Source organism: Caballeronia concitans (assembly GCF_001544615.1).
Lineage (GTDB): Bacteria > Pseudomonadota > Gammaproteobacteria > Burkholderiales > Burkholderiaceae > Caballeronia > Caballeronia concitans.
This window is the reverse complement of the sequence record NZ_FCNV02000003.1, coordinates 462,711-483,491: the sequence shown is the minus strand read 5'-3', so window position 1 is coordinate 483,491 and position 20,781 is coordinate 462,711. Positions and strand designations below refer to the sequence as shown.

The window sequence follows — 20,781 nt, the reverse complement described above, 5'->3', positions numbered from 1 at the left end:
GTCAGCTACCGGGAAAGCCGTCCGGAAAGAGCCGTTCAATGGCGGCTTCGTAGTGTTGAATTGGCGCGGCGCCGCGCAGCGCGATGGGCGGCGGCGGTTCCTGGCCCGGCGCGGGTTCGCGCGAGAGCACGGCGAACGGCACGCCGCTCACGCCGAGCTTCTTCGCGAACTCTTCGTCCTCGATGACGAGGTCGGTGTACGTGCCGTCGTCGAGCGATTCTTCCAGCAGTTCGGGATCGATGCCGCAGGTCGCGGCAATGTCGAGGAGGGCATCCGTATCGCCGATGTCGATGCCTTCCTCGAAATACGCCTTGAAGATGGCGCGATGCACGACGTCGTAGCGGCCCGACTCGCGCGCGAACAGCGCCGTTTCGAATGCCTTGCGGCTGCGCGGCGCGACCGGCGGCATACGCATGAGCAGACCGCGCTCGTCGGCGAGCGGACGCACCGATTTTTCCCACGCATCGACGATGCGCTCGCTGTTCGGATCGAGCAGCGGCGCCGGTTCGGGGCGCAGTTCGAACGCGTGCCAGCGAATTTCGACGGCGTCCCCGTACGCGTTGCGCAACTGATCGAGCACCGGCGTTTCCAGGTAGCAGAAGGGACAGACGAAATCCGACCAGACGTCGACGTACAGAAGAGGGCTTGTCATATAAGGCTTCGGCGGATGCCGTTCAAAATTCGTTCAAAACATCGTCCGAAATTTTAGCCGACTTTCGTCTTGACCTCAGTCCACTCACGACCCCGCGCAGCCATGTCGGCCGGCGTGCGCCATTGCGATTCCGGCAGCGCTTGCTACTGGTACTCGTCTAGCTCGATCGTGCCGCCGAGCGCTCCCATCATCGCCCGGATGTCGTCCGGCACGTCTGGAGCGCCGTGTCCTGGCTCGTTGAACCAGTAGCACCACAAAGCCACTGTCGCGCCCTGCGCCGCCGCGAGGTCGCGCAGATCGCCGCGCGGTAACGCCAGGTAGCTCTTAAGGTAACGAAGATGGGGAGCGAGTTGGTCGCTATGAATGATCGATTTGCTTCCGATACCCCACAGACCAAGCGTTGCCGGCCGCTGGCTCAGCTTTCCCGAAGGCAAGACGAAGCGCTGCCCCTTGATGCTTTCCCGGCTCGGGCGCACGCCGAAATAGGCCGTCCACACATCGGGAATGACATCGGTTCCGGAGATGATAAAGGTTGCGTGAGCGATAGCCCGGACGTTGTTTGTCGTCATGATCTCAGGGCGCATAGTTATGGATGTTGTCGTCCAGCATACGACCTTTGAAAGCCACACTTCCGTCGTCGTAGAACGTCAGATTGTCGGATGGTCTCAGGCCATTCTGTGGCTTGATTGCATGGATCATGTCGCTGAAAGTGGTGTCGTCGTAGCCAAGCATCTTGGCCGCGTAGCGTGGGTTGTTCGTGCTGGCGGCAACGTCAATGGCACCGTCGCTCAGCTCGTCCGGCACATAATCGAACGGCGCTGCATCGCTCAACGCTGTGGCGATCCTTCCATCCGGCAGCACGTCGCCCGGTTCTGCCGCCACGATTGCGAAGAAATCATTGGCGGGCAGTCTCGGCAGCGTCGGAGGCGTGAACGCACGAACGGCCGCCGCGACACTCGCCCCGCGAGCGAACAATTGTGACGGCGTGAACGTGAACGTGAACGTGAACGTGAACGAGCGCGGCCTCGGCACATCGTCGCCGCGACTGCAGCGCAGGCCACTGCTCGGCCGATCCGGGACCGTCACCAACTCGCCCGATTCGATTGCGCGCCGCACCCTCCATCGAGCGTTCTGTGCGTCGTCCTCGTCGAGTTCGAGTAGCGCGCACACGCGAGAAATGAATGCGTGATCGTGTTCCCATCTGAACGAGTCGGCCAGGAAAGCGCGTGCCGCTTGCGATGCCCTTTCTCGGTCCTTCGGGCGCGCGAACACTGCATCACGTCGCCGATAAAGCGCGAGCGAGCGACTTCCGATCCGTATCGAGTTTTGCAAGTTCGCCTCTGGCAGTACTGTCGAAGGAGCCCAGGTGAGAGGCGAGCCCACGCCTGCGCGATGAGCCAGCGATGCAGGTAGCGCGGCGTGAACGCATCATGATGCGTACCACGGCATCACGAGCGAAAGGCGAATTCTCCGAAATGCCGAGGAACCTGAGGTACGCAAAGAGCCGACACTTTCTCCTGAGCGATGGCGTCCGCCGCGCCGCCGTTGGAAACCCCTGTCGACTCGACTCTAACCATCGGCGCACGGCGGGTGCGCCACGAATCCCGTTCCGCTACGATGAACGCGATGACGTCGTCACGTCGTCACGTCAGCGGCACCGGGCACGGTGCGTGCGCTTGGTCGGCGCTGCGAAAGGCAGTAGTCAGGCCGGTTCTGCCGGTCATCGCAATCCCATTTTTTGGAGAACTCTCGTGCAAAAGACTGCATCGGCAAAATGGAGCGGCGGCATCAAGGATGGCAAGGGGTTCATTTCGACGCAAACCGGCGTGCTCAACGAAGCGCCGTACGGATTCAAGTCGCGTTTCGAGGATGGCCCGGGCACCAATCCCGAAGAACTGATCGGCGCGGCGCACGCGGGCTGCTTCACGATGGCGCTCTCGCTGCAACTCGAACAGGCCGGCATGAAGGCCGAAAGCCTCGAAACGAAATCGACGGTCACGCTCGAAAAGGACGGCGAAGGCTTCTCGATTACCTCGTGCCAGCTCGACCTGAAGGCTAAGATTCCGGGCGCCGACAAGGCCGCATTCGACAAGGCCGCGCAGGCCGCCAAGGAAGGCTGCCCGGTTTCGAAGCTGTTCGCCGGCAACGCGAAGATCACGCTGAACGCGCAACTCGAATCCTGACATTCGTAGCGTTCGCAACGCCGGCCTGCGCGCATCCATGCCGCAGGCCTTTTTTTCTTGCGCAATCTCGTGCGTCTAGGTATTGCTGTCGCTTGGCCGCAGGCGATCGAGTGCGCGGGCCGTTTCCGCTTTTCACATCTGTACCAATCGTCCGGATTGCACCGTCAAGACGTAAGCCGTGCGTGCGTCCGCCGCCTTGCCACGGGGCTATCATGCCGATGGCATGTGGCCCTTTGCCGCGGCGCTTTCATCGCACGCTTGCTGCGCGGGGCGGTCGGACCACTTCGCCGCCTCGCCACGAGCCGGCGCCTATCCACCGACCCACCCGGAACGCCGATGAAATCAAAGCTCGACTGGACCGTCCTTAGCCCGATTGCCGCGATCGTCGTGCTCGCCGCCGCCGCGTTCATCCACGGCGCATGGCTGACCGGCCTTTCGGCGGTCGCGCTGGCGCTCGCGGTGTTCGCGGCGGTGCATCACGCGGAAGTGGTTGCGCATCGCGTCGGGGAGCCGTTCGGCACGCTGGTGCTGGCCGTCGCAGTTACGGTGATCGAAGTCGCGCTGATCGTCTCCGTGATGCTGTCCGGCGGCCCGGAAAAAGCCGGCCTGCCGCGCGACACCGTGTTCGCCGCGATCATGATTTGCAGCAGCGGGATCGTGGGCTTGTGCCTGCTCGTCGGCGGTTTGCGGCATCACGTGCAGGACTTTCAGTTGCAAGGCGCGAGCGCGGCGCTCGCCATTCTCTGCGCGCTGGCCGTCATGACGCTCGTGCTGCCGAACTTCACGAGCACGGTCGAGGGGCCGGCATTGTCCACGTCGCAGCTGGTTTTCGTCGGCATCATCTCGCTCGTGCTGTATGTGACGTTCGTGTTCGTGCAGACGATACGTCATCGCGATTATTTCCTGCCGACTGCCGCGAAGCAGACCGCCGCCGAAGCCGACGCGCCGCACGCGCCGCCGCCGACCAACGGCGAGGCATGGTTCGCACTCGCGCTGCTGATGGTTTCGCTCGTGGCGGTGGTCGGGCTCGCGAAGCTGCTTTCGCCGGCGGTCGAGGCGGGCGTCGCGGCGGCGGGCGCGCCCGAGGCGGTGGTCGGCGTGGTGATCGCCGCGCTCGTGCTGCTGCCCGAAGGACTCGCGGCGCTGCGGGCGGCGCGGCTCGACCGCCTCCAGACGAGCCTCAATCTCGCGCTCGGCTCGGCGCTCGCGAGCATCGGCCTGACGATACCGACGGTCGCCGTCGTGTCGATCGCGATGGGTCAGCCGATCTCGCTCGGCCTCGCGCCCAAGGAAATCACGATGCTCGCGCTCACGCTGCTCGTGTCCGTCATCACGCTCGGCACGGGACGCTCGACGGTGCTGCAGGGCGTCGTGCATCTCGTCATCTTCGCGGCGTTCCTGTTTCTCTCGGTCGTGCCGTGACCGCTGTGCCGTTTTGTTACCATTCAGGGTTTTCCCGCAAGGGATTCATCGCGCGCCGTGCTCGGGCTCCATGACGGCATCGCGCGCCAGCATTTATCGCAAGTCTCGAAGGATTGGAATGTCGCACAAGAAGTTCGCCAGCAAGACCGCATCGTTCGCCCTGCGCGCGATGCTCGCCGCACTCGCGGCCACGTCGTTCGCCGCGCACGCGAAGGAAATCACGCAGATCCGCTTCGCCGTGGATCCGTCGTATCCGCCGTTCGAATCGAAACAGGCCGACGGCAAGCTCGTCGGTTTCGATATCGACTTGGGCAATGCGCTTTGCGCGCAGATGAAGGTCAAATGCGTGTGGGTCGAAAACAATTTCGACGGCATGATTCCCGGCCTCAAGGCCCGCAAGTTCGACGCCGTGCTGTCCGACATGGGCATCACCGAAGAGCGTCTGAAGCAGATCGACTTCACGAACCCGCTTTACGACACGCACGCGCAACTCGTCGCGCGCGCGGGATCGGGCATTCTGCCGACGGCGCAGGCGCTGAAGGGCAAGCGCGTGGGCGTGGAGCAGGGCACCGTGCAGGAACGGTATGCGAAGGCGAAGTGGGAGCCGCAAGGCGTGCAGATCGTGGCTTATGGCGATGAAGAGCAGGTCGAGTCGGATCTTGTCGCGGGCCGTATCGACGCGATGTTCACCGACGCCGCGCAAGCCGCCATCGGCTTTCTGAAGAAGCCGCAGGGCAAGCCGTTCGCGCTCGTGGGGCCGATCGTCGAAGACAAGGCGATCATCGGTCCGGGCACGGCCATCGGCTTGCGCAAGGGCGACGCCGATCTGCAGAAAGGCCTGAACGACGCGTTCGCCGAACTGAAAAAGAACGGCACGTTCAAGCGCATCATGGCGAAGTACTTCGAGACCGACGTCTCGATTCAGTAATCGCCAATCGGCGCTTATGAGCGCAGTCATGGAAAGGCATCGCTTGCGGTGCCTTTCTTTTTTTCGCGTGATTTTTAAAAGGACTTCCGCCGATGCAGGTTTGCAGCCATCCGCTCGCCGGCGCGTCGCTCGGTACGCAGCGGACGATCACGAGCTATCGCTTCGGCCCCGACGATGACGCGGCGCCGAAGCTGTATATCCAGGCATCGCTGCACGCGGACGAATTGCCGGGCGCCGTCGTCGCGTGGATGCTCAAGCGGCGGTTCGCGGAACTGGAGGCGGCGGGCCGGCTTCGCGCGCGCATCGTGCTCGTGCCGCTCGCGAATCCGGCGGGGCTCAACCAGCACTGGTTCGGCGCGCACATGGGCCGCTTCGACATGCGATCAGGGCACGACTACAACCGGCGCTTTTCCGATCCCGGCCCCGCGCTGGCGACGCAACTCGACGGCCATTTGACCGACGACGCCGCGCACAACGCGCGTCTGATCCGCGCGGCGCTGCGCGAGCATTTCGCGGCGCAAACGGGCGCGACGGAACTGGATTCGCAGCGGATCGCGCTGACGCGCCTTGCGTGCGACGCGGACCTCGTGATCGACCTGCATTGCGACTGGGAAGCCGTCCCGCATCTCTACACGACGCCCGACGCGTGGCCGGGCATCGAGCCGCTCGCGCGGTTTCTCGGCAGCGAGGCGCAGTTGGTCGCGGATGTGTCGGGCGGCGAGCCGTTCGACGAAACATGCGGCTCGGCGTGGCGTTATCTGCGCGGCGCGTGCGGCGCGCGCTTCCCGATCCCGATGGGCGTCGCGCCGGTCACGCTGGAACTGCGCGGCGTGCGCGACGTGTCGCAGCAGATGGCCGCGCGCGATGCCCAGGCGATCGTCGATTACCTGACGCACGCAGGCCTGATCGCGGGCGACGCGCCCGAGCCGCCCGCGCTGCGTCATCCCGCGACGCCGCTCGCCGGTTGCGATTACGTGCATTCACCCGTATCCGGCGTGATCCTGCATTCGCGCGATTTAGGCGATCACGTCCGCGCGGGCGATACGGTCGCCGAAATCCTCGATCCGCTCGACGACCGGCTCGTGCCGCTCATTGCGCAGACGGACGGCGTGCTGTACGCGCGGCACTGGACGCGCTTCGCGACGGCGGGAATGCTCGTCGCGCGGATCGCGGGCGAGGGCGCGGCGCGTCACGGCGACTTGCTGGTGCCGTGAGCGCGTTCCCGGAGCGATGAAGCGGCAAAACTGACCGTCGCTTTTCAGCAAACGCTGCAATCTTTTGTGAAATTAGGTTGCAATGCAGCATGATCGGCGTATAGTTAGGGTTATCCCCTAGCTAGTTACCCTGAGAGACGCTCATGAAGACCAATGCTCAACAATCAGTGCTCGTTTCGTTTGGTTCCTGGGCACGCGCAGCGAAGGCTGCGGTGCGTCGCGAATGGAATCGCGCGCTGCAGTTGCATCTGCAGAATTGCGAAATCCTCGTCGAATCGTATCGCCGCAAGTAAGTCGCCTCGCGCCCGGTCAAAAGCAGCAGGCAGTATCGAAAGCAGTATTGGACAAAGCCCCCGGAAGCACATGCTTTCGGGGGCTTTGTCGTTTTCGGGCCGGTAGGTACGACTCGTCGTCAAATCGCCCATCCGCCCAAATAGAACACCGCCAGCACCACCGCGATCGCCACCGTCCCCACATTCAGCTTGCGAAACTCGCCCGCGACCACGCGCCCGATCACGAGCGTGCAGAATCCCAGCATGATCCCCGTCACGATATTCGCCGTCAGCACGATGAACACCGCGCACACGAGGCCGGACATCGTATCGACGGTATCGTCCATATGCAGCTTCGAGACGTTGCCGAGCATCAGCAGGCCGACGTACATCAGCGCGGGCGCCGTCGCGTAAGAGGGCACGAGGCCCGCCAGCGGCGAGAGGAACATCACCGCGAGAAAGAGCGCGCCGACGACGCTCGCAGCCAGCCCCGTCTTCGCGCCCGCCGCCACGCCCACCGACGATTCGATATACGCCGCCGCCGGCGCACCGCCGAAGCACGCCGAGAAAATCGAGCTGAGCGAATCCGCGGTCAGCGCGCGGCCGCCGTTCACGATGCGCCCGTTCGCGTCGATTTGCCCCGCCTGGCCCGCGACTGCCCGAATGGTGCCGGTGGCGTCGAACACGGCGGTCATGACCAGCGCGAGCACGCTCGGCAGCACGGCCATCGAGAGCGCGCCCTTGATGTCCATCGCGCCGATCAGCGAAGCATGGCCCGGCGCGGACAGCGACGGCAACGCGAAGATGCCGTGAAAGCGCACCGAGGGATCGAAGATCAGCCCGATTGCCGACAAGCCGACCACCACAAGCAAAATGCCCCCCGGCACGCGCCGGCGCTCCAGGCCGAAGATCGCGGCAAGCCCGAGCACGGACATCAGCACCGGAAATGCCGTGATGTGCCCGAGCGAAACGGGCATGCCGGGCGCGGGATTTTTCACGATCAGCCCGACATCGTTCGATGCGATCAAGAGCAGGAACAAGCCGATGCCGATGCCCGTTCCGTGCGCAACGCCCGTCGGCAGATTGCGCAGGATCCACGAGCGCACGCCGGTCACGGAGATCGCCGTGAACACGATGCCCATCAGGAACACCGCGCCCAGCGCGACCGCGGGCGACAGCCCCTTGCCGAGCACGAGGCCGAACGCGGTGAACGCGGTCAGCGAGATCGCGCAGCCGATCGCGATGGGCAGCCGCGCCCACACGCCCATCAGGAGCGAGCCGAACGCGGTCGTCAGGCACACGGCGACGAACACCGCGCTCGTGTCGAAGCCCGCCTTGCCGAGCATGCCCGGCACGACGAACACGGAATAGACCATCGCGAGGAACGTCGTCACGCCCGCGATCACTTCGCGTTTCTGCGTGCTGCCGGCTTTGGAAATGCCGAAATAGCGGTCGATGAAGCCGCCGCGCGCCGACTGCACGTCGTCGGCGACGTCAGCGGAAGGGATGTCGCCAAGCTGCTGGGCGGGAGATTCCAACATGATGAGCTGCTCCTTTATCAGCACGCTGAAACGGATGCCCGCGCGCGCACGGCGGCTCCGTCGTCAGGGTCGTCTCGTATGATTTTGTCGATGTCGCCGCGTGCATCGCATAGCAGGCTGCACTCGGTCACGCAAAGACTAGGTCAATGGGATACGAGGTCCAATCCCGTGAAAAACATTCCGCTCATGCGAACATTCTTATATTTCTGAGCGGTCAAGCGGGAAGGGCGTTGCAGCGAGGGGAGAGAAGACCGGACTAGGGCAAACGCCTAGTCCGGTTCGAAGCGTTTATTGAATCACGCGCGATACGCCGCGTCCGCGCGGGTCGGACATCGGCTGGGGCGTGGTGTCGTCGATGCGGATGGCCTGGATATCGCCATTGAAGCCTTGCATCGAGAACTTGTAGCCCTTGTCTTCGAGCTGCTTCACGACATCCGGGTCGAGCTGATGGAACGGCTCCTGGAAGATCGTGTTCGGCGGCAGCAACTGATGATGGAAGCGCGTGGCGCCCACCGCTTCCGCCAGCGGCATCTGGAAGTCGTACACGTTCGACAGCACCTGGAAGATCGACGTGAAGATGCGCGATCCGCCCGGCGTGCCGATGACCATCGCGACCTTGTCGTCCTTCGTGAGGATGGTCGGCGTCATCGACGAAAGCGGACGCTTGCGCGGCGCGATGGCGTTGGCATCGCTGCCGACCACGCCGAACATGTTCGCGACGCCCGGCTTCGCGGAGAAATCGTCCATCTCGTCGTTCAGCACGACGCCCGTGCCTTCCGCGATCACGCCCGAGCCGAAGTAGCCGTTGATCGTGTACGTGTTCGACACCGCGTTGCCCCACTTGTCGACAACCGAGAAGTGCGTCGTCTCGGCCTTCTCGGGCATCGACGTGCCGAGGCCCGGCTGCACGCTCTTCGTGTCCGAAGGCGTTTCCGGATTGACCTCCTGCGCGCGCTTCAGGATGTAGTCATCGTCGATCAGTTGCGCGACCGGCACCTTGTAGAAGTCCGGATCGCCGAGATATTGCGCGCGATCGGCGAACACGCGCTTCTCGATTTCCGCGACGAGATGGATGTATTGCGCCGAATCGAGCGGCACGCCGTCGAACTTGTCCTTCAGGTCGGCCTTCATCTTGAGCAACTGCACGAGGCCGATGCCGCCCGAGCTCGGCGGCGGCGCGGTAATCACTCGATAGCCGTTCCAGCTCGCCACCACCGGCTGCCGCCACACGGCCTTGTACTCCTTCAGATCGCGCGCGGTGATGAGGCCGTGGCCCGTCATCGACGTGGCGATCAGATCGGCTGTCTTGCCCTGATAGAAGCCCTTCGCGCCCTTGTCGGAGATGCGCTGGAGCGTATCGGCGAGATCCGGCTGCTTGAACGTCTGGCCGGCTTTCATGCTGCCGAAGTACAGATCGAAATTCGTCTTGCCGGCGAAGTCTTTCGCGGCGCGGTCACGCCGCTCGATCAGCTGATCGTCGACGACGAAGCCGTTCTCCGCATATTTGATGGCGGGCGCGAGCACCTGTTTCCACTTCAGCTTGCCGAAGCGCTTCTGCGCCTCCCACATGCCGTCGACAGTGCCCGGCACGCCCACCGCGCGATGCCCGTACAGGCTCATGCCCTTGATGACTTCGCCTTTGTCATCGAGATACATGTTGCGCGTGGCGGACATCGGCGCGCGTTCGCGATAGTCGAGGAAGTACGGCCGATGGTCCACGTAAAGCGTCATGAACCCGCCGCCGCCGATGTTGCCCGCTTCCGGGTACGTGACCGCCAGCGTGAATGCAATGGCGACGGCGGCATCGACGGCATTGCCGCCTTGCCTGAAGATCTGCTCGGCGGTGTCAGCGGCGTATTTGTCGGCGACGGCGACCGCCGAGGCGGTCAGCGCTTGCGGCTGCGTGTCCGACGTCTTCGCATAGGCGGGCGTGCTTTCGACGAAGCCAACCACGCTGAACGCGGCGGCGGCAACGGCCGTCAGCGCGAGGGATCGAAAGCGATGTTCCTGTTTCAACGGCATCTCCTGCGTTCTCCTTCCTCGACATGAAGTTACGGCTTATACCACGATCACGGCATCAGTTGGCCGCCGTTGACGTCGATGATCTGCCCCGTCACGTAGCGCGACATCGCCTCCGACGCGAGATACAGGAACGCGCCGCTGCAATCGTCCGGCTCGCCGACGAAGCCCATCGGAATGGCCTTGCGAAACGCGTCGAGTTGCTCGGGCGTCGTGAAGCGTTCGTGGAACGGCGTTTCGATCACGCCCGGCGCGACGGCGTTCACGCGGATGCGGTCGGCCACCAGTTCCTTCGCCATGCCCTTCGTGATCGTGCTGACAAAGCCCTTCGACGCCGCGTACAAGAGCGCGCCCGGGCCGCCGCCGTTGCGCGCCGCGACCGATGTCACATTGATGATCGAGCCGCCGCCGCCTTCGCGCAGCGACGGCAGCGCCGCACGCGTGAACGCGACGACCGAGCGCGCGTTGATGTGCATGATCTCGTCGAAGAGCTCGTCGGTGACGGACGCGATCGGCTCGCGCTTCACGAGGGCGCCCGCATTGTTGATGAGCACGTCGATCTTGCCGAACGCTTCGATGGTCTGCGCGACGGCGGCATCGATCGCTTTCGAATTGCGCACGTCCGCGCCGACCGTGATCGCCGATATGCCGAGCGCGCGCACGTCCTTCGCGACTTCTTCGGCCTTGTCCTTCGAGCTGTTGTAGTGAACCGCGACATTCGCGCCGTAGCGCCCGAACGCGCGGGCCGCCGCTGCGCCGATGCCCGTGCTTGCGCCTGTGATGAGAACCGACTTTCCTTTCAAATCATGCATGTCTGCTCCGATGTGTACGCTCGATGAAGGGATGTAAACGGATGCTGCATTCGGCAGTATGAAGCCAAATTGCCGCTTTGCCACCTCGCGGCGAAAACGGCACCATGACGATTGCGTCGCGGGGCATCGCCGGCGCGCGCTCAACCTAGCCGAACCAGGAGGCACTCATGAATGCTCAGGTCGATCCCATCCCCGAAGGCCGTCAGGGCGTGATTCCTTACATCGCGGTGGCGGGCGGCGTCGCGGCCATCGACTTTTACAAGAAGGCTTTCGGCGCCACGGAAGTGTTCAGCATGCAGGAGCCGGGCGGGCGCATCGGGCATGCGGAACTGCTGATCGGCGGCCATCCGTTTTATCTCAGCGACGAGTTTCCCGAGATGGACGTGAAGGGGCCGCTCGCGGTCGGCGGAACGCCGGTGATGCTGCATCTGTACGTCGAGGACGTCGATGCTGTCGTGCAACGCGCGGTCGACGAGGGCGCGGTGATTCTTCGGGCGGTCGAAGATCAGTTCTATGGCGACCGCGGCGGCAAGCTGCGCGATCCGTTCGGCCATGTGTGGTGGATCGCGACGCACAAGGAGGACGTTGCGCCCGACGAATTGCGCGCACGCGCCGAGCGGCTGTTCGGCGGCGGCGCCTGAAGAACCGCGTCGTGACGATCGAGGCCAGCGCGAATACCCTGCGCTGACCTTCTCGCCCGACCGGACGAAAATTCGAAACATTTGGTCATGTTGGGCCCGGGCGGGTGGCATCTGTCTTATTGATAAGAAATACTCGCGCCCAGCCGCGAGGCGTTTCAGAGCCGTAAGGAAACTTCCAAAAGGCGTTCGGGAACGGCGCGTCGTTAGGCACGCTAATCGTGTTGCGACGCGGGTTTCGCCTGCCTGCGCGTTTCTTTTCGATGAACGCGACGGCGCACCACAAGCTAGAAAACAAGCATTAGAACGAGACAAAGAAGGAGAAATTCGATGAAGTCATTCGCAGCACTCACGCTCTTCAATCGCACGACACTGGCCGCTGCCGGATCGGCGCTCGCGCTCGCCGCGCTGACGCTGCCGGCCGCGGCATCGGCCGCTGTCGTGCCGCCGGGCGTCACGCTCGCCGCGAAGCAGGAACTCGTGCGCAATAACGGCTCGGAAGTCGAGACGCTCGATCCGGCGCTCGTCGAATCCGTCGGCGCGGCCAATCTCGGGCGCGACTTGTTCGAGGGCCTTACCGTCACGAACGGCGACGGCGTGGTAGTGCCGGGCGTCGCGGAAAAATGGGAGCAGAAAGACTCGACCACGTGGATCTTCCATCTGCGCAAGAACGCGCGCTGGTCGAACGGGCAGAACGTGACGGCGAACGACATCGTCTACGGCTGCCAGCGTTTCATCGATCCGAAAACGGCGTCGTCATACGGAAACGTGTACGGCCCGTTCTTGCTGAACGGCGCGGATATCGTCGCGGGCAAGAAGCCCGCGAGCGCGCTCGGCGTGCGCGCTATCGACGCTTACACGCTCGAAGTCCGCACGTCCGGCCCCGTGCCGTTCCTTCCGGAACTGATGTCGAATCCGAACCTCGGGCCGGTGCATCGCGCGACCGTCGAGAAGTTCGGCAAGGACTGGACGAAGCCCGGCAATATTGTGACCAACGGGCCGTTCCAGTTGAAGGACTGGCAGGTCAACAGCAAGCTCGTGCTGACGAAGAACCCGAACTACTGGGACAAGGATCACGTCCAGTTGACGCAGGTGACGTATTTGCCGGTCGAGGACGAAAACACCGACGTCAAGCTGTTCCAGTCCGGCGACAACGACATGACGTATCAACTCCCCACGGGCAGTTACGCGAAGTATCGCCAGCAATTCCCGAACGACACGCGCAATTCGCTCGTGCTCGGCACGCGCTACTACAGCTTCAATAATCGCGATCCGCTCTTGAAGGACGTGCGCGTGCGCAAGGCGCTCTCGATGGTCATCGACCGTGATCTGCTCGCGCAGCGCGTCACCGCCGACGGCCAGGTGCCGATGTACGGCCTCATGCCGAAGGGCGTGAGCGGCGCGGATGTGTCGAATTACGAATGGGCGTCGTGGCCCATGGAAAAGCGCGTCGCGGAAGCGAAGAAGCTGCTGGAGCAGGCGGGCGTGAAGCCGGGCACGAAGCTGCGTTTCGCGATGAACACGAGCGACTACAACAAGAAGATGGCGATCTTCGCGGCGTCCGAATGGAAGACGAAGCTCGGCCTTGCCACCGACATCGAATCGATGGAATTCAAGGTGCTGCTCAAGAAGCGTCATGACAGCGACTATCAGATTGCGCGCAACGGCTGGGTGGCCGACTACAACGACGCCACGACGTTCCTTCAACTCGTGCAATGCAAATCGACGCAGAATGACAACTTCAACTGCAGTCCGAAGGCCGACGCGCTGATCCAGCAGGCCAGCGAAACGGTCGATCAGGCGAAGCGCAAGCAATTGCTGACCGAAGCGGCGAAACTCGTGATGGAAGACTATCCGATGCTGCCGCTCCTGCAATACGGCCTGCCGCGTCTCGTCAAGAGCTATGTGGGCGGGTATTCGCTGAAGAATCCGATGGATCATTACGGCAGCAAGGATCTCTATATCGTCAAGCACTGACGCACAGGAGCCTTTTCGCATGTGGTCCTATACGCTGCGGCGCGTGTTGCTCACGCTGCCGACACTGCTGATCGTCGTCACGGTCTGCTATCTGCTTCTGCACGCAACGCCGGGCGGCCCGTTCGACGGCGAGCGCAAAGTGTCCGCCGAAGTGCTCGCGAACCTGCAAGCCAAGTATCACCTCGGCGAGCCGTTGTGGAAGCAGTATCTGCTCTATCTCGACGGCCTCGTGCACGGCGATCTCGGCGCGTCGTTCCGTTACGCCGATTGGAGCGTGAACGAACTCGTGCTGCGCGCGCTGCCGGTGTCGCTCGCGATCGGCGGCGTTTCGATGGCGCTGGCGATCGTCATCGGCGTGCTGCTCGGCGTGGCGGCGGCGCTGCGGCGTAACAGCATCGCAGATTACGCACTCATGCTCGTGAGCAACGCGGGCAACGCGTTTCCGTCGTTCGTGATCGGGCCGGTGCTGATCCTCGTGTTCGCCATCTGGTTCAAGTGGCTGCCGGCGGGCGGCTGGAACGCGTTCGAAACGCGTTACATGGTGCTGCCCGTCGCGCTTCTCGTGATGATCAACGTCGCGACGGTGGGACGCGTGACGCGCGCGAGTCTCATCGAAGTGATGAACACGCCGTATATCCGCACCGCGCGCGCGAAGGGCCTGCCGATGCGCACCATCGTGCTGCGCCACGCGATGAAGCCGACGCTCATTCCCGTCGTGTCGGTCATCGGGCCGCTCGCGATTTCGTCGATCACGGCGGCGGTCGTCACCGAATCCGTGTTCTCGCTGCCGGGCATCGGCAAGCTGATCGTGAACGGCGCGGCCAATCGCGATTACACGCTGGTGCTCGGTCTCGTCGTGCTCGTCACAGTCGTGGCCGTGCTGCTCAACTTGCTGGTCGATCTCGCGTACGCGTGGCTCGACCCGAAAATCCGTTACTGAAAAGGCGCGCGATGAAATCAGCTTCTTTGAGCGCCACGCTGGAAAAAGCGGTCGCCGGCCGCAGTCCGTGGCAGGACGCCCGCGCGCGCTTTCTGCGCAACAAGGCGGCGGTGGTCAGCCTCGCGCTGCTCGCGGTCATCACGCTGGCGTGCGTCATCGGACCGTGGCTGTCGCCGAATCAGTTCGATTCCGCCGACTGGAACGCGATGAGCGTGCCGCCCACGTTCGTCAACTGGCATCTCTTCGGCACCGACGAAACCGGCCGCGACCTGCTCGTGCGCTGTCTGATAGGCGGCCGCGTGTCGCTGATGATCGGTGCGCTCGCCACGTTCACGTCGGTCACGCTCGGCATCGTGTGGGGCGCGGTGGCGGGGTTCATCGGCGGGCGCGTCGATAACGCGATGATGCGCTTCGTCGACATGATGTACGCCATTCCGTACCTGCTCATCGCCATCCTCATGGTGACGCTGCTCGGCCGCGAGTTCTATCTGGTCGTGCTGACCATCACCGTGTTCTCGTGGATGGACATGGCGCGCGTCGTGCGCGGCCAGACGCTCGCCATCCGCTCGAAGGAATACGTGGAGGCGGCGCGGGCCATTGGCGTGCCGACGCGGCGCATCATCGTGCGGCATGTGGTGCCGAATCTGCTCGGCATCGTCGCGATCTATACGACCGTCACCGTGCCCGGCGTGATTCTCACGGAATCGGTGCTGTCGTTTCTCGGTCTCGGCGTGCAGGAACCGATGACGAGCTGGGGCGTGCTGATTCAGGACGGCGTCGGCGTGATGGAATCGTCGCCGTGGATTCTGCTGTTCCCGGCGGCGCTGCTCTCGATCACGCTCTATTGCATCAACTTTGTCGGCGACGGGCTGCGCGACGCGCTCGATCCGAAGGACAGGTGAGCCATGCCGCTACTCGAAGTCAACGGCCTTCAAGTCGAATTCAAGACGCACGACGCCGCCGTGCGCGCCGTCAACGGGGTGAGCTTCGCGCTGGAAGAGGGCGAGACGCTCGGCATCGTCGGCGAGTCGGGATCGGGCAAGAGCCAGACCGTGCTCGCGATGCTCGGGCTGCTCGCATCGAACGGACGCGCGAGCGGACAGGCGCTGTATCGCGGCGAGAACCTGCTCGGCATGCCGGCGAAGGCGCTGAACCGCATTCGCGGCAATCGTCTCTCGATCATCTTTCAGGACCCGATGAGCTCGCTCAATCCGTACCTGACCATCGAACGGCAGATGACGGAAGTGCTCGAGCTGCACAAGAACCTCACGCGGCGCGAAGCCAAGAAGCGCGCCATTTCGATGCTCGAAGCCGTGCGCATCCCTGAAGCGGCGCATCGGATCGGGCAGTATCCGCACGAGCTGTCGGGCGGCATGCGCCAGCGCGTGATGATCGCGATGGCGCTGCTCTGCGAACCCGACATCCTCTTCGCCGACGAGCCGACCACCGCGCTCGACGTCACCGTGCAGGCGCAAGTGCTGCAACTGCTGCGCGATTTGCAACGCGACTTCGGCACGTCCATCGTGTTGATCACGCACGATCTGGGCGTCGTCGCCGGGCTGTGCGAGAAGGTCATGGTGATGTACGGCGGCCGCGTGATGGAACAGTGCGATGCGTCCACGTTGTTCGCGAAGCCGTCGCATCCGTACACCATCGGCTTGCTGCGCGCGTTGCCGCGCCTCGACCAAGAGGGCGGCGAGCTTGCGGGCATTCCGGGCAATCCGCCGAACATGGCGCATCCGCCGGCGGGGTGTCCGTTTCACGAGCGTTGCGCCGACGCCACCGCCGAGTGCGGCGAGCGAGCGCCTGCGCTCGAAGCCGTCGGCACGCATGGGCTGCGCGCGTGCCATCGTCCCGCCGATGCACTGATCACCCGCTATCAGGAACAAAGCCATGTCTGACGCGACGATTCTTTCCGTGCGCGACATGCGCGTGCATTTTCAGGTGAAGGCGAAGAGCCGCCTGCCGTGGGCGCCGTCGCGCACGCTCAAGGCGGTCGATGGCGTGAGCTTCGACTTGCGCGCGGGCGAGACGCTCGGCGTCGTCGGCGAATCGGGCTGCGGCAAGTCCACGCTGTCGCGCGCGATCCTCAATCTCATTCCCGCGACGCACGGCGAGATTGTGTGGATGGGCGCGACGCTCACGCAGGCATCGGCGCGCGAGTGGCACGCGGTGCGCGCCGACGTGCAGATGATCTTCCAGGACCCGCTTGCATCGCTCGATCCGCGCATGACGATCGGGCAGATCATCGCGGAGCCGTTGATGGAGCATCGGCCGGGCATGAGCCGCAAGGACATCGACGCCCGCGTGCGCGCGATGATGGCGAAAGTCGGCCTGCGCGAGCAGATGATCAACCGCTATCCGCACGAGTTCTCGGGCGGACAGTGCCAGCGCATCGGCATTGCGCGGGCGCTGATCGTGGAGCCGAAACTCGTCATCTGCGACGAGCCGGTTTCCGCGCTCGACGTGTCCATTCAGGCGCAGATCGTCAACTTGCTGAAGGCGTTGCAGGCGGAGATGAAGCTGTCGCTGATCTTCATCGCGCACGATCTGGCCGTGGTGCGGCACATCTCGGATCGCGTGATGGTCATGTATCTCGGCCGCGTGATGGAGCTGGCGGACAAGCACGCGCTCTACGACACGCCGCGTCATCCGTACACGCGCGCGTTGCTGTCGGCGGTGCCGGTGCCCGCTCCGTCGATCGAGCGCGGCAAGGTCGTGCAGATTCTTTCCGGCGATATCCCGAGTCCCATGAATCCGCCCGCCGGATGCGTGTTTCATACGCGTTGCCCAATGGCAGAGGCGCGGTGTTCGCAGGAAGTGCCCGAACTGCGCGCGCTGGATCAAGGTTCGTCCGCCGCGTGTTTCTTCGCCTGATGCGCGCGTTTCTATCCACCCCAAAAGAGGAAGTGAAGCAGCCCTGAAAGAACGCTAGACGCACGCATCGCCCGTCCCCATCAACGCCCGTGACGCCACGCGCCGCCTCGACTTTTCGTCGCGAGGCGCGGCTCGTTGCAGCCGTTCAGTTTTGAGTTGTCGTTTTTTTGTCGTTAGCAGGTTGAGTCAGCAGCAGGAGATCCATTCAATGAAAAAACAAAAACTTTCGGTCGCGCTTTCGATTTTGTTGTTCAGCGGTGCCATGGCCTCGACCGTGGCCGCATATGGTCAGGAAGCCGATACCGATCCGCCTTCGCGTCACACCGAAGCCGTGCCGAGTTCGCCGCCCAATACCGAAGCCGATGCGCCGGTCAGCAATCAGGCGAAAGCGAAGGGTTTTATCGAGGATTCGCATTTGAATGTGTTGGCGCGGTCTTTCACCGAGCACGATGAATTCAAGGGCGCCGGGAAAAAGGATGCCTGGGTGCTCGGCGCGCAGGCCGTGTTCGAGTCGGGCTATACGCGCGGGCTGATCGGGCTGGGGGCGGATGTATCGCTGTTCGGCGCGTTCAAGCTGAATGGCGGCGAAGGCGCGACCAATCGCGTCCACGTCGGCACCGACGGCGGCGGATCGAATCAGCTTGCGTGGGCGTATCCGGGCGTGTGGGACGTGAAGGCGCGCGCGTCGAACACCGTGCTCAAGTATGGCCAGCAACTCTTCGACAACCCGTTCCTCGTGCCGCACGACAACCGCGCGCTGCCGCCGACGTTCCGCGGCTTCTCGCTCGTGAGCGACGAAGTCAAAAACTTGACGCTCAAGGCAGGGACAGTGGATGGCGTGCTCGCTCGCGGCATGACGACCGTGAGCGGCCTGAAGACGGAATATGGCGGCAAGCCCATCTCGCAGTTCACGTACTTCGGCGGGGACTGGACGCGCGGCGACGACACGGCTGTCACGCTGTACGGCAGCGTGGCGAACAATGTGTGGCAGCAGTACTACCTGAGCGCGACGCAAAGCATCGGCGATGCGAAGGCCGTGCGCTGGACCGGCTCGCTGAACTACTACTACACGGGCGCGATCGGCGACAAACGGCAGGGGCCGATCAACAACAACGCGTATAGCCTGGCGTTTGCCGGCACGCATGGCGCGCACACGCTCCAGTTCGCGTTCCAGCAGATTCTCGGCGACCAGATGTTCGATTACGTGCACGAGACGGGCGGCGATTATCTGTCGAACTCGCTCGACGTGGACTACAACCAGCCGCGCGAAAAATCCGTGAGCCTGTCGTACTCGCTGAACATGAAGGACTACGGCGTGCCGGGTCTGAAGATCACGATGTGGACGGCCTACGGCTGGGGCGCGGACGGCAGCGCGATGGCCAACAGCGGCACCGCGAACGCGGGCAGCTACATGGTCAACGGACAGCCTTTGCACGGCTCGCATTACGAGTTCGGCATCATCCCTGGCTATACGGTGCCGGACGGCAAGTTCAAGAACACGTCGATCAAGTTCTACTACATGCATCATCACGGCAGCGAGTTTTATCCGGACGGCACGAGCAACGTGTATCGCCTGATGGTGAACATGCCGTTCAACGTGTTCTAAAACGCGAAGTCAGACGGCGGCGTAAACCCTACAAAACATCCTCTTTACATTACGTTTAACTTTCATCTATAAAGAGAGGGCGTGCTGCGGATTGCCATGTCTCGCCCACGCTCATCGCCCGGCAGGCTTTGTTCCTGCCGGGTTTTTTTTCGTCTTTCGCCGCGCCGCAGCACGCCTTTCAACGCCTTACGAAAAGCACGGCGCTTAGTGAAAACCCCGCCGTTTCTTTCGCTTGACTTACTTGATATATCACATACTGTGTATATGCGATGACGCGTGGGCGGCATCGTAAGAGGCGTCGCTCGACGTCCAATGACACAAAGGCAGCAGTGCCAAGGAGACAGGCATGGGAACTGACCGGATGAACCGCCAGGACGGGGCGTCGCGCCTAGCGTCGCCGTGGGTGCAGTTGGTGTTCGGCGTGATCTGCATGGCGATGATCGCCAACATGCAGTACGGGTGGACGCTCTTCGTCAATCCGATCGACGAGAAATATCACTGGGGCCGCGCCGCGATTCAAGTGGCGTTCACGATCTTCGTCGTCACGGAAACGTGGCTGGTGCCGGTGGAAGGCTATCTCGTCGACAAGTACGGGCCGCGTCCGGTGGTCGTCGGCGGCGGGCTTTTGTGTGCGATCGCGTGGGCGATGAATTCGGTGGCGTCGTCGCTGCCGCTCCTGTATCTCGCGGCAGCGATCGGCGGCGTCGGTGCGGGCGCGGTGTACGGCACGTGCGTCGGCAACGCGCTGAAGTGGTTCCCCACGCGACGCGGCCTCGCGGCGGGCATCACGGCGGCGGGCTTCGGCATGGGATCGGCGGCGACGGTGGTTCCCATCGCCCACATGATCAAATCGAGCGGCTATGAAGCGACCTTCCTGTGGTTCGGGCTCGGGCAGGGTCTCGTCGTGTTCCTGCTCGGCATGGCGCTTTTCGCGCCGCCCGCGCACGTGCTCGCGGCGGTCAAGAGCACCGTGAAGCGCGCGGTGTATAACGCGAGTCCGAAGCAGGTGCTCGCATCGCCGATCTTCTGGGTGATGTACCTGATGTTCGTGATGATGGCCGCCGGCGGCCTGATGGCGACGGCGCAGCTCGGTCCCATCGCGAAGGACTTCGGCTTACAGGATTCGCCCGTGTCGATTCTCGGCCTCACGCTGCCCGCGCTGACGTTCGCGCTGACCATCGACCGCGTGCTGAACGGGCTGACGCGGCCGTTCTTCGGCTGGGTGTCGGACAGGATCGGTCGCGAGAACACGATGTTCGTCGCGTTCGCGATCGAAGCGGTCGGCATCGTCGCGCTGTCGAAGTTCGGGCACAATCCGGTGGCGTTCGTCGTGCTGACGGGCATCGTGTTCTTCGCCTGGGGCGAGATCTACAGCCTCTTCCCGGCGACATGCGGCGACACGTTCGGCCCGAAGTTCGCGGCCACGAACGCCGGTCTGCTCTACACGGCGAAGGGCACGGCGGCGCTGCTCGTGCCGTTTTCGAGCGTGATCACGAAATCGACGGGAAGCTGGCACGCGGTCTTCATGCTGGCCGCGGGAATGGCCGCGGTCGCGGCGCTGCTCGCGCTCTTCGTTTTGAAGCCGATGCGCAGCGCGCACTCGCAACGGCATGCACGCGATGCGAGCCTGGACATGGCGTATTCGCCGGCCGTCAAGGAGTAGCGCGACAAGACGTGTGAGTTCGGCGCGAGCGGGGACG

The 20,781-nt window shown here is 63.6% G+C and carries 19 protein-coding genes; 13 read left to right on the top strand and 6 right to left on the bottom strand.

What is annotated here, in order from left to right; translation table 11 throughout:
• Nucleotide 1 precedes the first annotated feature (1 nt).
• From AWB72_RS11855 to AWB72_RS11845, 3 genes are all read right to left on the bottom strand, one after another.
• Nucleotides 2-652, bottom strand: a complete 651-nt coding sequence (locus AWB72_RS11855; RefSeq protein ID WP_040050980.1) for a DsbA family oxidoreductase — start codon at nucleotides 650-652, stop codon at nucleotides 2-4.
• Between the two features lie 143 nt (nucleotides 653-795).
• Nucleotides 796-1,221 carry a DUF4279 domain-containing protein gene (locus tag AWB72_RS11850; RefSeq protein WP_244285594.1) on the bottom strand — a complete coding sequence of 142 codons (426 nt, stop codon included), beginning with the start codon at nucleotides 1,219-1,221 and terminating at the stop codon, nucleotides 796-798.
• Nucleotides 1,222-1,225: 4 nt separating this feature from the next.
• The gene (locus AWB72_RS11845) at nucleotides 1,226-1,984 is read right to left on the bottom strand and encodes a hypothetical protein (protein ID WP_052449938.1); all 759 of its coding nucleotides are present in this window, start codon (nucleotides 1,982-1,984) and stop codon (nucleotides 1,226-1,228) included.
• Between the two features lie 419 nt (nucleotides 1,985-2,403).
• On the opposite strand from AWB72_RS11845, the gene AWB72_RS11840 reads away from it, so the two are divergent.
• The 5 genes from AWB72_RS11840 (at nucleotide 2,404) to AWB72_RS28875 (ending at nucleotide 6,692) form a co-directional block, all read left to right on the top strand.
• Nucleotides 2,404-2,835 carry an OsmC family protein gene (locus AWB72_RS11840; RefSeq protein WP_040050978.1) on the top strand — a complete coding sequence of 144 codons (432 nt, stop codon included), beginning with the start codon at nucleotides 2,404-2,406 and terminating at the stop codon, nucleotides 2,833-2,835.
• 336 nt (nucleotides 2,836-3,171) lie between these two features.
• Nucleotides 3,172-4,257, top strand: coding sequence for a calcium:cation antiporter (locus AWB72_RS11835; protein WP_040050977.1), 1,086 nt, complete (start codon nucleotides 3,172-3,174; stop codon nucleotides 4,255-4,257).
• A 118-nt stretch (nucleotides 4,258-4,375) separates the two neighbouring features.
• Nucleotides 4,376-5,185: an ABC transporter substrate-binding protein gene (locus tag AWB72_RS11830; protein ID WP_040050976.1), complete on the top strand. Its 810-nt coding sequence runs from the start codon at nucleotides 4,376-4,378 to the stop codon at nucleotides 5,183-5,185.
• Between the two features lie 92 nt (nucleotides 5,186-5,277).
• Nucleotides 5,278-6,399, top strand: a complete 1,122-nt coding sequence (locus tag AWB72_RS11825; RefSeq protein WP_040050975.1) for a succinylglutamate desuccinylase/aspartoacylase family protein — start codon at nucleotides 5,278-5,280, stop codon at nucleotides 6,397-6,399.
• 143 nt (nucleotides 6,400-6,542) lie between these two features.
• A complete protein-coding gene (locus AWB72_RS28875; RefSeq protein ID WP_159459358.1) occupies nucleotides 6,543-6,692 on the top strand; it encodes a hypothetical protein in 150 nt (49 codons plus the stop codon).
• Nucleotides 6,693-6,811: 119 nt separating this feature from the next.
• On the opposite strand, the gene AWB72_RS11820 is transcribed toward AWB72_RS28875, so the two are convergent.
• The 3 genes from AWB72_RS11820 to AWB72_RS11810 all read right to left on the bottom strand — a co-directional run bounded on the left by AWB72_RS11820 (nucleotide 6,812) and on the right by AWB72_RS11810 (nucleotide 11,043).
• The gene (locus AWB72_RS11820) at nucleotides 6,812-8,212 is read right to left on the bottom strand and encodes an NCS2 family permease (RefSeq protein WP_040051055.1); all 1,401 of its coding nucleotides are present in this window, start codon (nucleotides 8,210-8,212) and stop codon (nucleotides 6,812-6,814) included.
• 288 nt (nucleotides 8,213-8,500) lie between these two features.
• Nucleotides 8,501-10,234 (bottom strand): gamma-glutamyltransferase, encoded by a 1,734-nt coding sequence (ggt, locus tag AWB72_RS11815; protein ID WP_040050974.1) that lies wholly within the window; start codon nucleotides 10,232-10,234, stop codon nucleotides 8,501-8,503.
• A 47-nt stretch (nucleotides 10,235-10,281) separates the two neighbouring features.
• Nucleotides 10,282-11,043, bottom strand: a complete 762-nt coding sequence (locus AWB72_RS11810; protein ID WP_040050973.1) for an SDR family NAD(P)-dependent oxidoreductase — start codon at nucleotides 11,041-11,043, stop codon at nucleotides 10,282-10,284.
• Nucleotides 11,044-11,210: 167 nt separating this feature from the next.
• Here AWB72_RS11810 and AWB72_RS11805 point away from each other — a divergent pair, with 167 nt between their 5' ends.
• The 8 genes from AWB72_RS11805 (at nucleotide 11,211) to oxlT (ending at nucleotide 20,744) form a co-directional block, all read left to right on the top strand.
• Nucleotides 11,211-11,684 (top strand): VOC family protein, encoded by a 474-nt coding sequence (locus AWB72_RS11805; protein ID WP_040050972.1) that lies wholly within the window; start codon nucleotides 11,211-11,213, stop codon nucleotides 11,682-11,684.
• 327 nt (nucleotides 11,685-12,011) lie between these two features.
• Complete coding sequence (locus AWB72_RS11800; protein WP_052449937.1) at nucleotides 12,012-13,658, top strand: peptide ABC transporter substrate-binding protein; 1,647 nt, start codon at nucleotides 12,012-12,014, stop codon at nucleotides 13,656-13,658.
• 19 nt (nucleotides 13,659-13,677) lie between these two features.
• The gene (locus AWB72_RS11795; protein ID WP_040050971.1) at nucleotides 13,678-14,598 is read left to right on the top strand and encodes an ABC transporter permease subunit; all 921 of its coding nucleotides are present in this window, start codon (nucleotides 13,678-13,680) and stop codon (nucleotides 14,596-14,598) included.
• An 11-nt stretch (nucleotides 14,599-14,609) separates the two neighbouring features.
• On the top strand, nucleotides 14,610-15,500 hold the full coding sequence (locus AWB72_RS11790) for an ABC transporter permease subunit (protein WP_052449936.1): 891 nt from the start codon (nucleotides 14,610-14,612) through the stop codon (nucleotides 15,498-15,500).
• 3 nt (nucleotides 15,501-15,503) lie between these two features.
• On the top strand, nucleotides 15,504-16,499 hold the full coding sequence (locus tag AWB72_RS11785) for an ABC transporter ATP-binding protein (RefSeq protein WP_040050969.1): 996 nt from the start codon (nucleotides 15,504-15,506) through the stop codon (nucleotides 16,497-16,499).
• On the top strand, nucleotides 16,492-17,475 hold the full coding sequence (gene oppF / locus AWB72_RS11780; protein WP_040050968.1) for a murein tripeptide/oligopeptide ABC transporter ATP binding protein OppF: 984 nt from the start codon (nucleotides 16,492-16,494) through the stop codon (nucleotides 17,473-17,475). Before AWB72_RS11785 ends, oppF begins: the two co-directional genes overlap by 8 nt.
• Nucleotides 17,476-17,683: 208 nt before the next feature.
• Nucleotides 17,684-19,081 carry an OprD family outer membrane porin gene (locus tag AWB72_RS11775; RefSeq protein ID WP_040050967.1) on the top strand — a complete coding sequence of 466 codons (1,398 nt, stop codon included), beginning with the start codon at nucleotides 17,684-17,686 and terminating at the stop codon, nucleotides 19,079-19,081.
• 346 nt (nucleotides 19,082-19,427) lie between these two features.
• The gene (oxlT, locus tag AWB72_RS11770) at nucleotides 19,428-20,744 is read left to right on the top strand and encodes an oxalate/formate MFS antiporter (RefSeq protein WP_052449935.1); all 1,317 of its coding nucleotides are present in this window, start codon (nucleotides 19,428-19,430) and stop codon (nucleotides 20,742-20,744) included.
• The last annotated feature ends 37 nt before the right edge of the window (nucleotides 20,745-20,781 follow it).

Coding starts and splice junctions, on each gene's coding strand:
- AWB72_RS11855 (WP_040050980.1), bottom strand. CDS start 652: ATGACAAGCCCTCTTCTGTACGTCGACGTCTGGTCGGATTTCGTCTGT.
- AWB72_RS11850 (WP_244285594.1), bottom strand. CDS start 1,221: ATGACGACAAACAACGTCCGGGCTATCGCTCACGCAACCTTTATCATC.
- AWB72_RS11835 (WP_040050977.1), top strand. CDS start 3,172: ATGAAATCAAAGCTCGACTGGACCGTCCTTAGCCCGATTGCCGCGATC.
- AWB72_RS11830 (WP_040050976.1), top strand. CDS start 4,376: ATGTCGCACAAGAAGTTCGCCAGCAAGACCGCATCGTTCGCCCTGCGC.
- AWB72_RS11825 (WP_040050975.1), top strand. CDS start 5,278: ATGCAGGTTTGCAGCCATCCGCTCGCCGGCGCGTCGCTCGGTACGCAG.
- AWB72_RS28875 (WP_159459358.1), top strand. CDS start 6,543: ATGAAGACCAATGCTCAACAATCAGTGCTCGTTTCGTTTGGTTCCTGG.
- AWB72_RS11820 (WP_040051055.1), bottom strand. CDS start 8,212: ATGTTGGAATCTCCCGCCCAGCAGCTTGGCGACATCCCTTCCGCTGAC.
- ggt (WP_040050974.1), bottom strand. CDS start 10,234: ATGCCGTTGAAACAGGAACATCGCTTTCGATCCCTCGCGCTGACGGCC.
- AWB72_RS11810 (WP_040050973.1), bottom strand. CDS start 11,043: ATGCATGATTTGAAAGGAAAGTCGGTTCTCATCACAGGCGCAAGCACG.
- AWB72_RS11805 (WP_040050972.1), top strand. CDS start 11,211: ATGAATGCTCAGGTCGATCCCATCCCCGAAGGCCGTCAGGGCGTGATT.
- AWB72_RS11800 (WP_052449937.1), top strand. CDS start 12,012: ATGAAGTCATTCGCAGCACTCACGCTCTTCAATCGCACGACACTGGCC.
- AWB72_RS11795 (WP_040050971.1), top strand. CDS start 13,678: ATGTGGTCCTATACGCTGCGGCGCGTGTTGCTCACGCTGCCGACACTG.
- AWB72_RS11790 (WP_052449936.1), top strand. CDS start 14,610: ATGAAATCAGCTTCTTTGAGCGCCACGCTGGAAAAAGCGGTCGCCGGC.
- AWB72_RS11785 (WP_040050969.1), top strand. CDS start 15,504: ATGCCGCTACTCGAAGTCAACGGCCTTCAAGTCGAATTCAAGACGCAC.
- oppF (WP_040050968.1), top strand. CDS start 16,492: ATGTCTGACGCGACGATTCTTTCCGTGCGCGACATGCGCGTGCATTTT.
- AWB72_RS11775 (WP_040050967.1), top strand. CDS start 17,684: ATGAAAAAACAAAAACTTTCGGTCGCGCTTTCGATTTTGTTGTTCAGC.
- oxlT (WP_052449935.1), top strand. CDS start 19,428: ATGGGAACTGACCGGATGAACCGCCAGGACGGGGCGTCGCGCCTAGCG.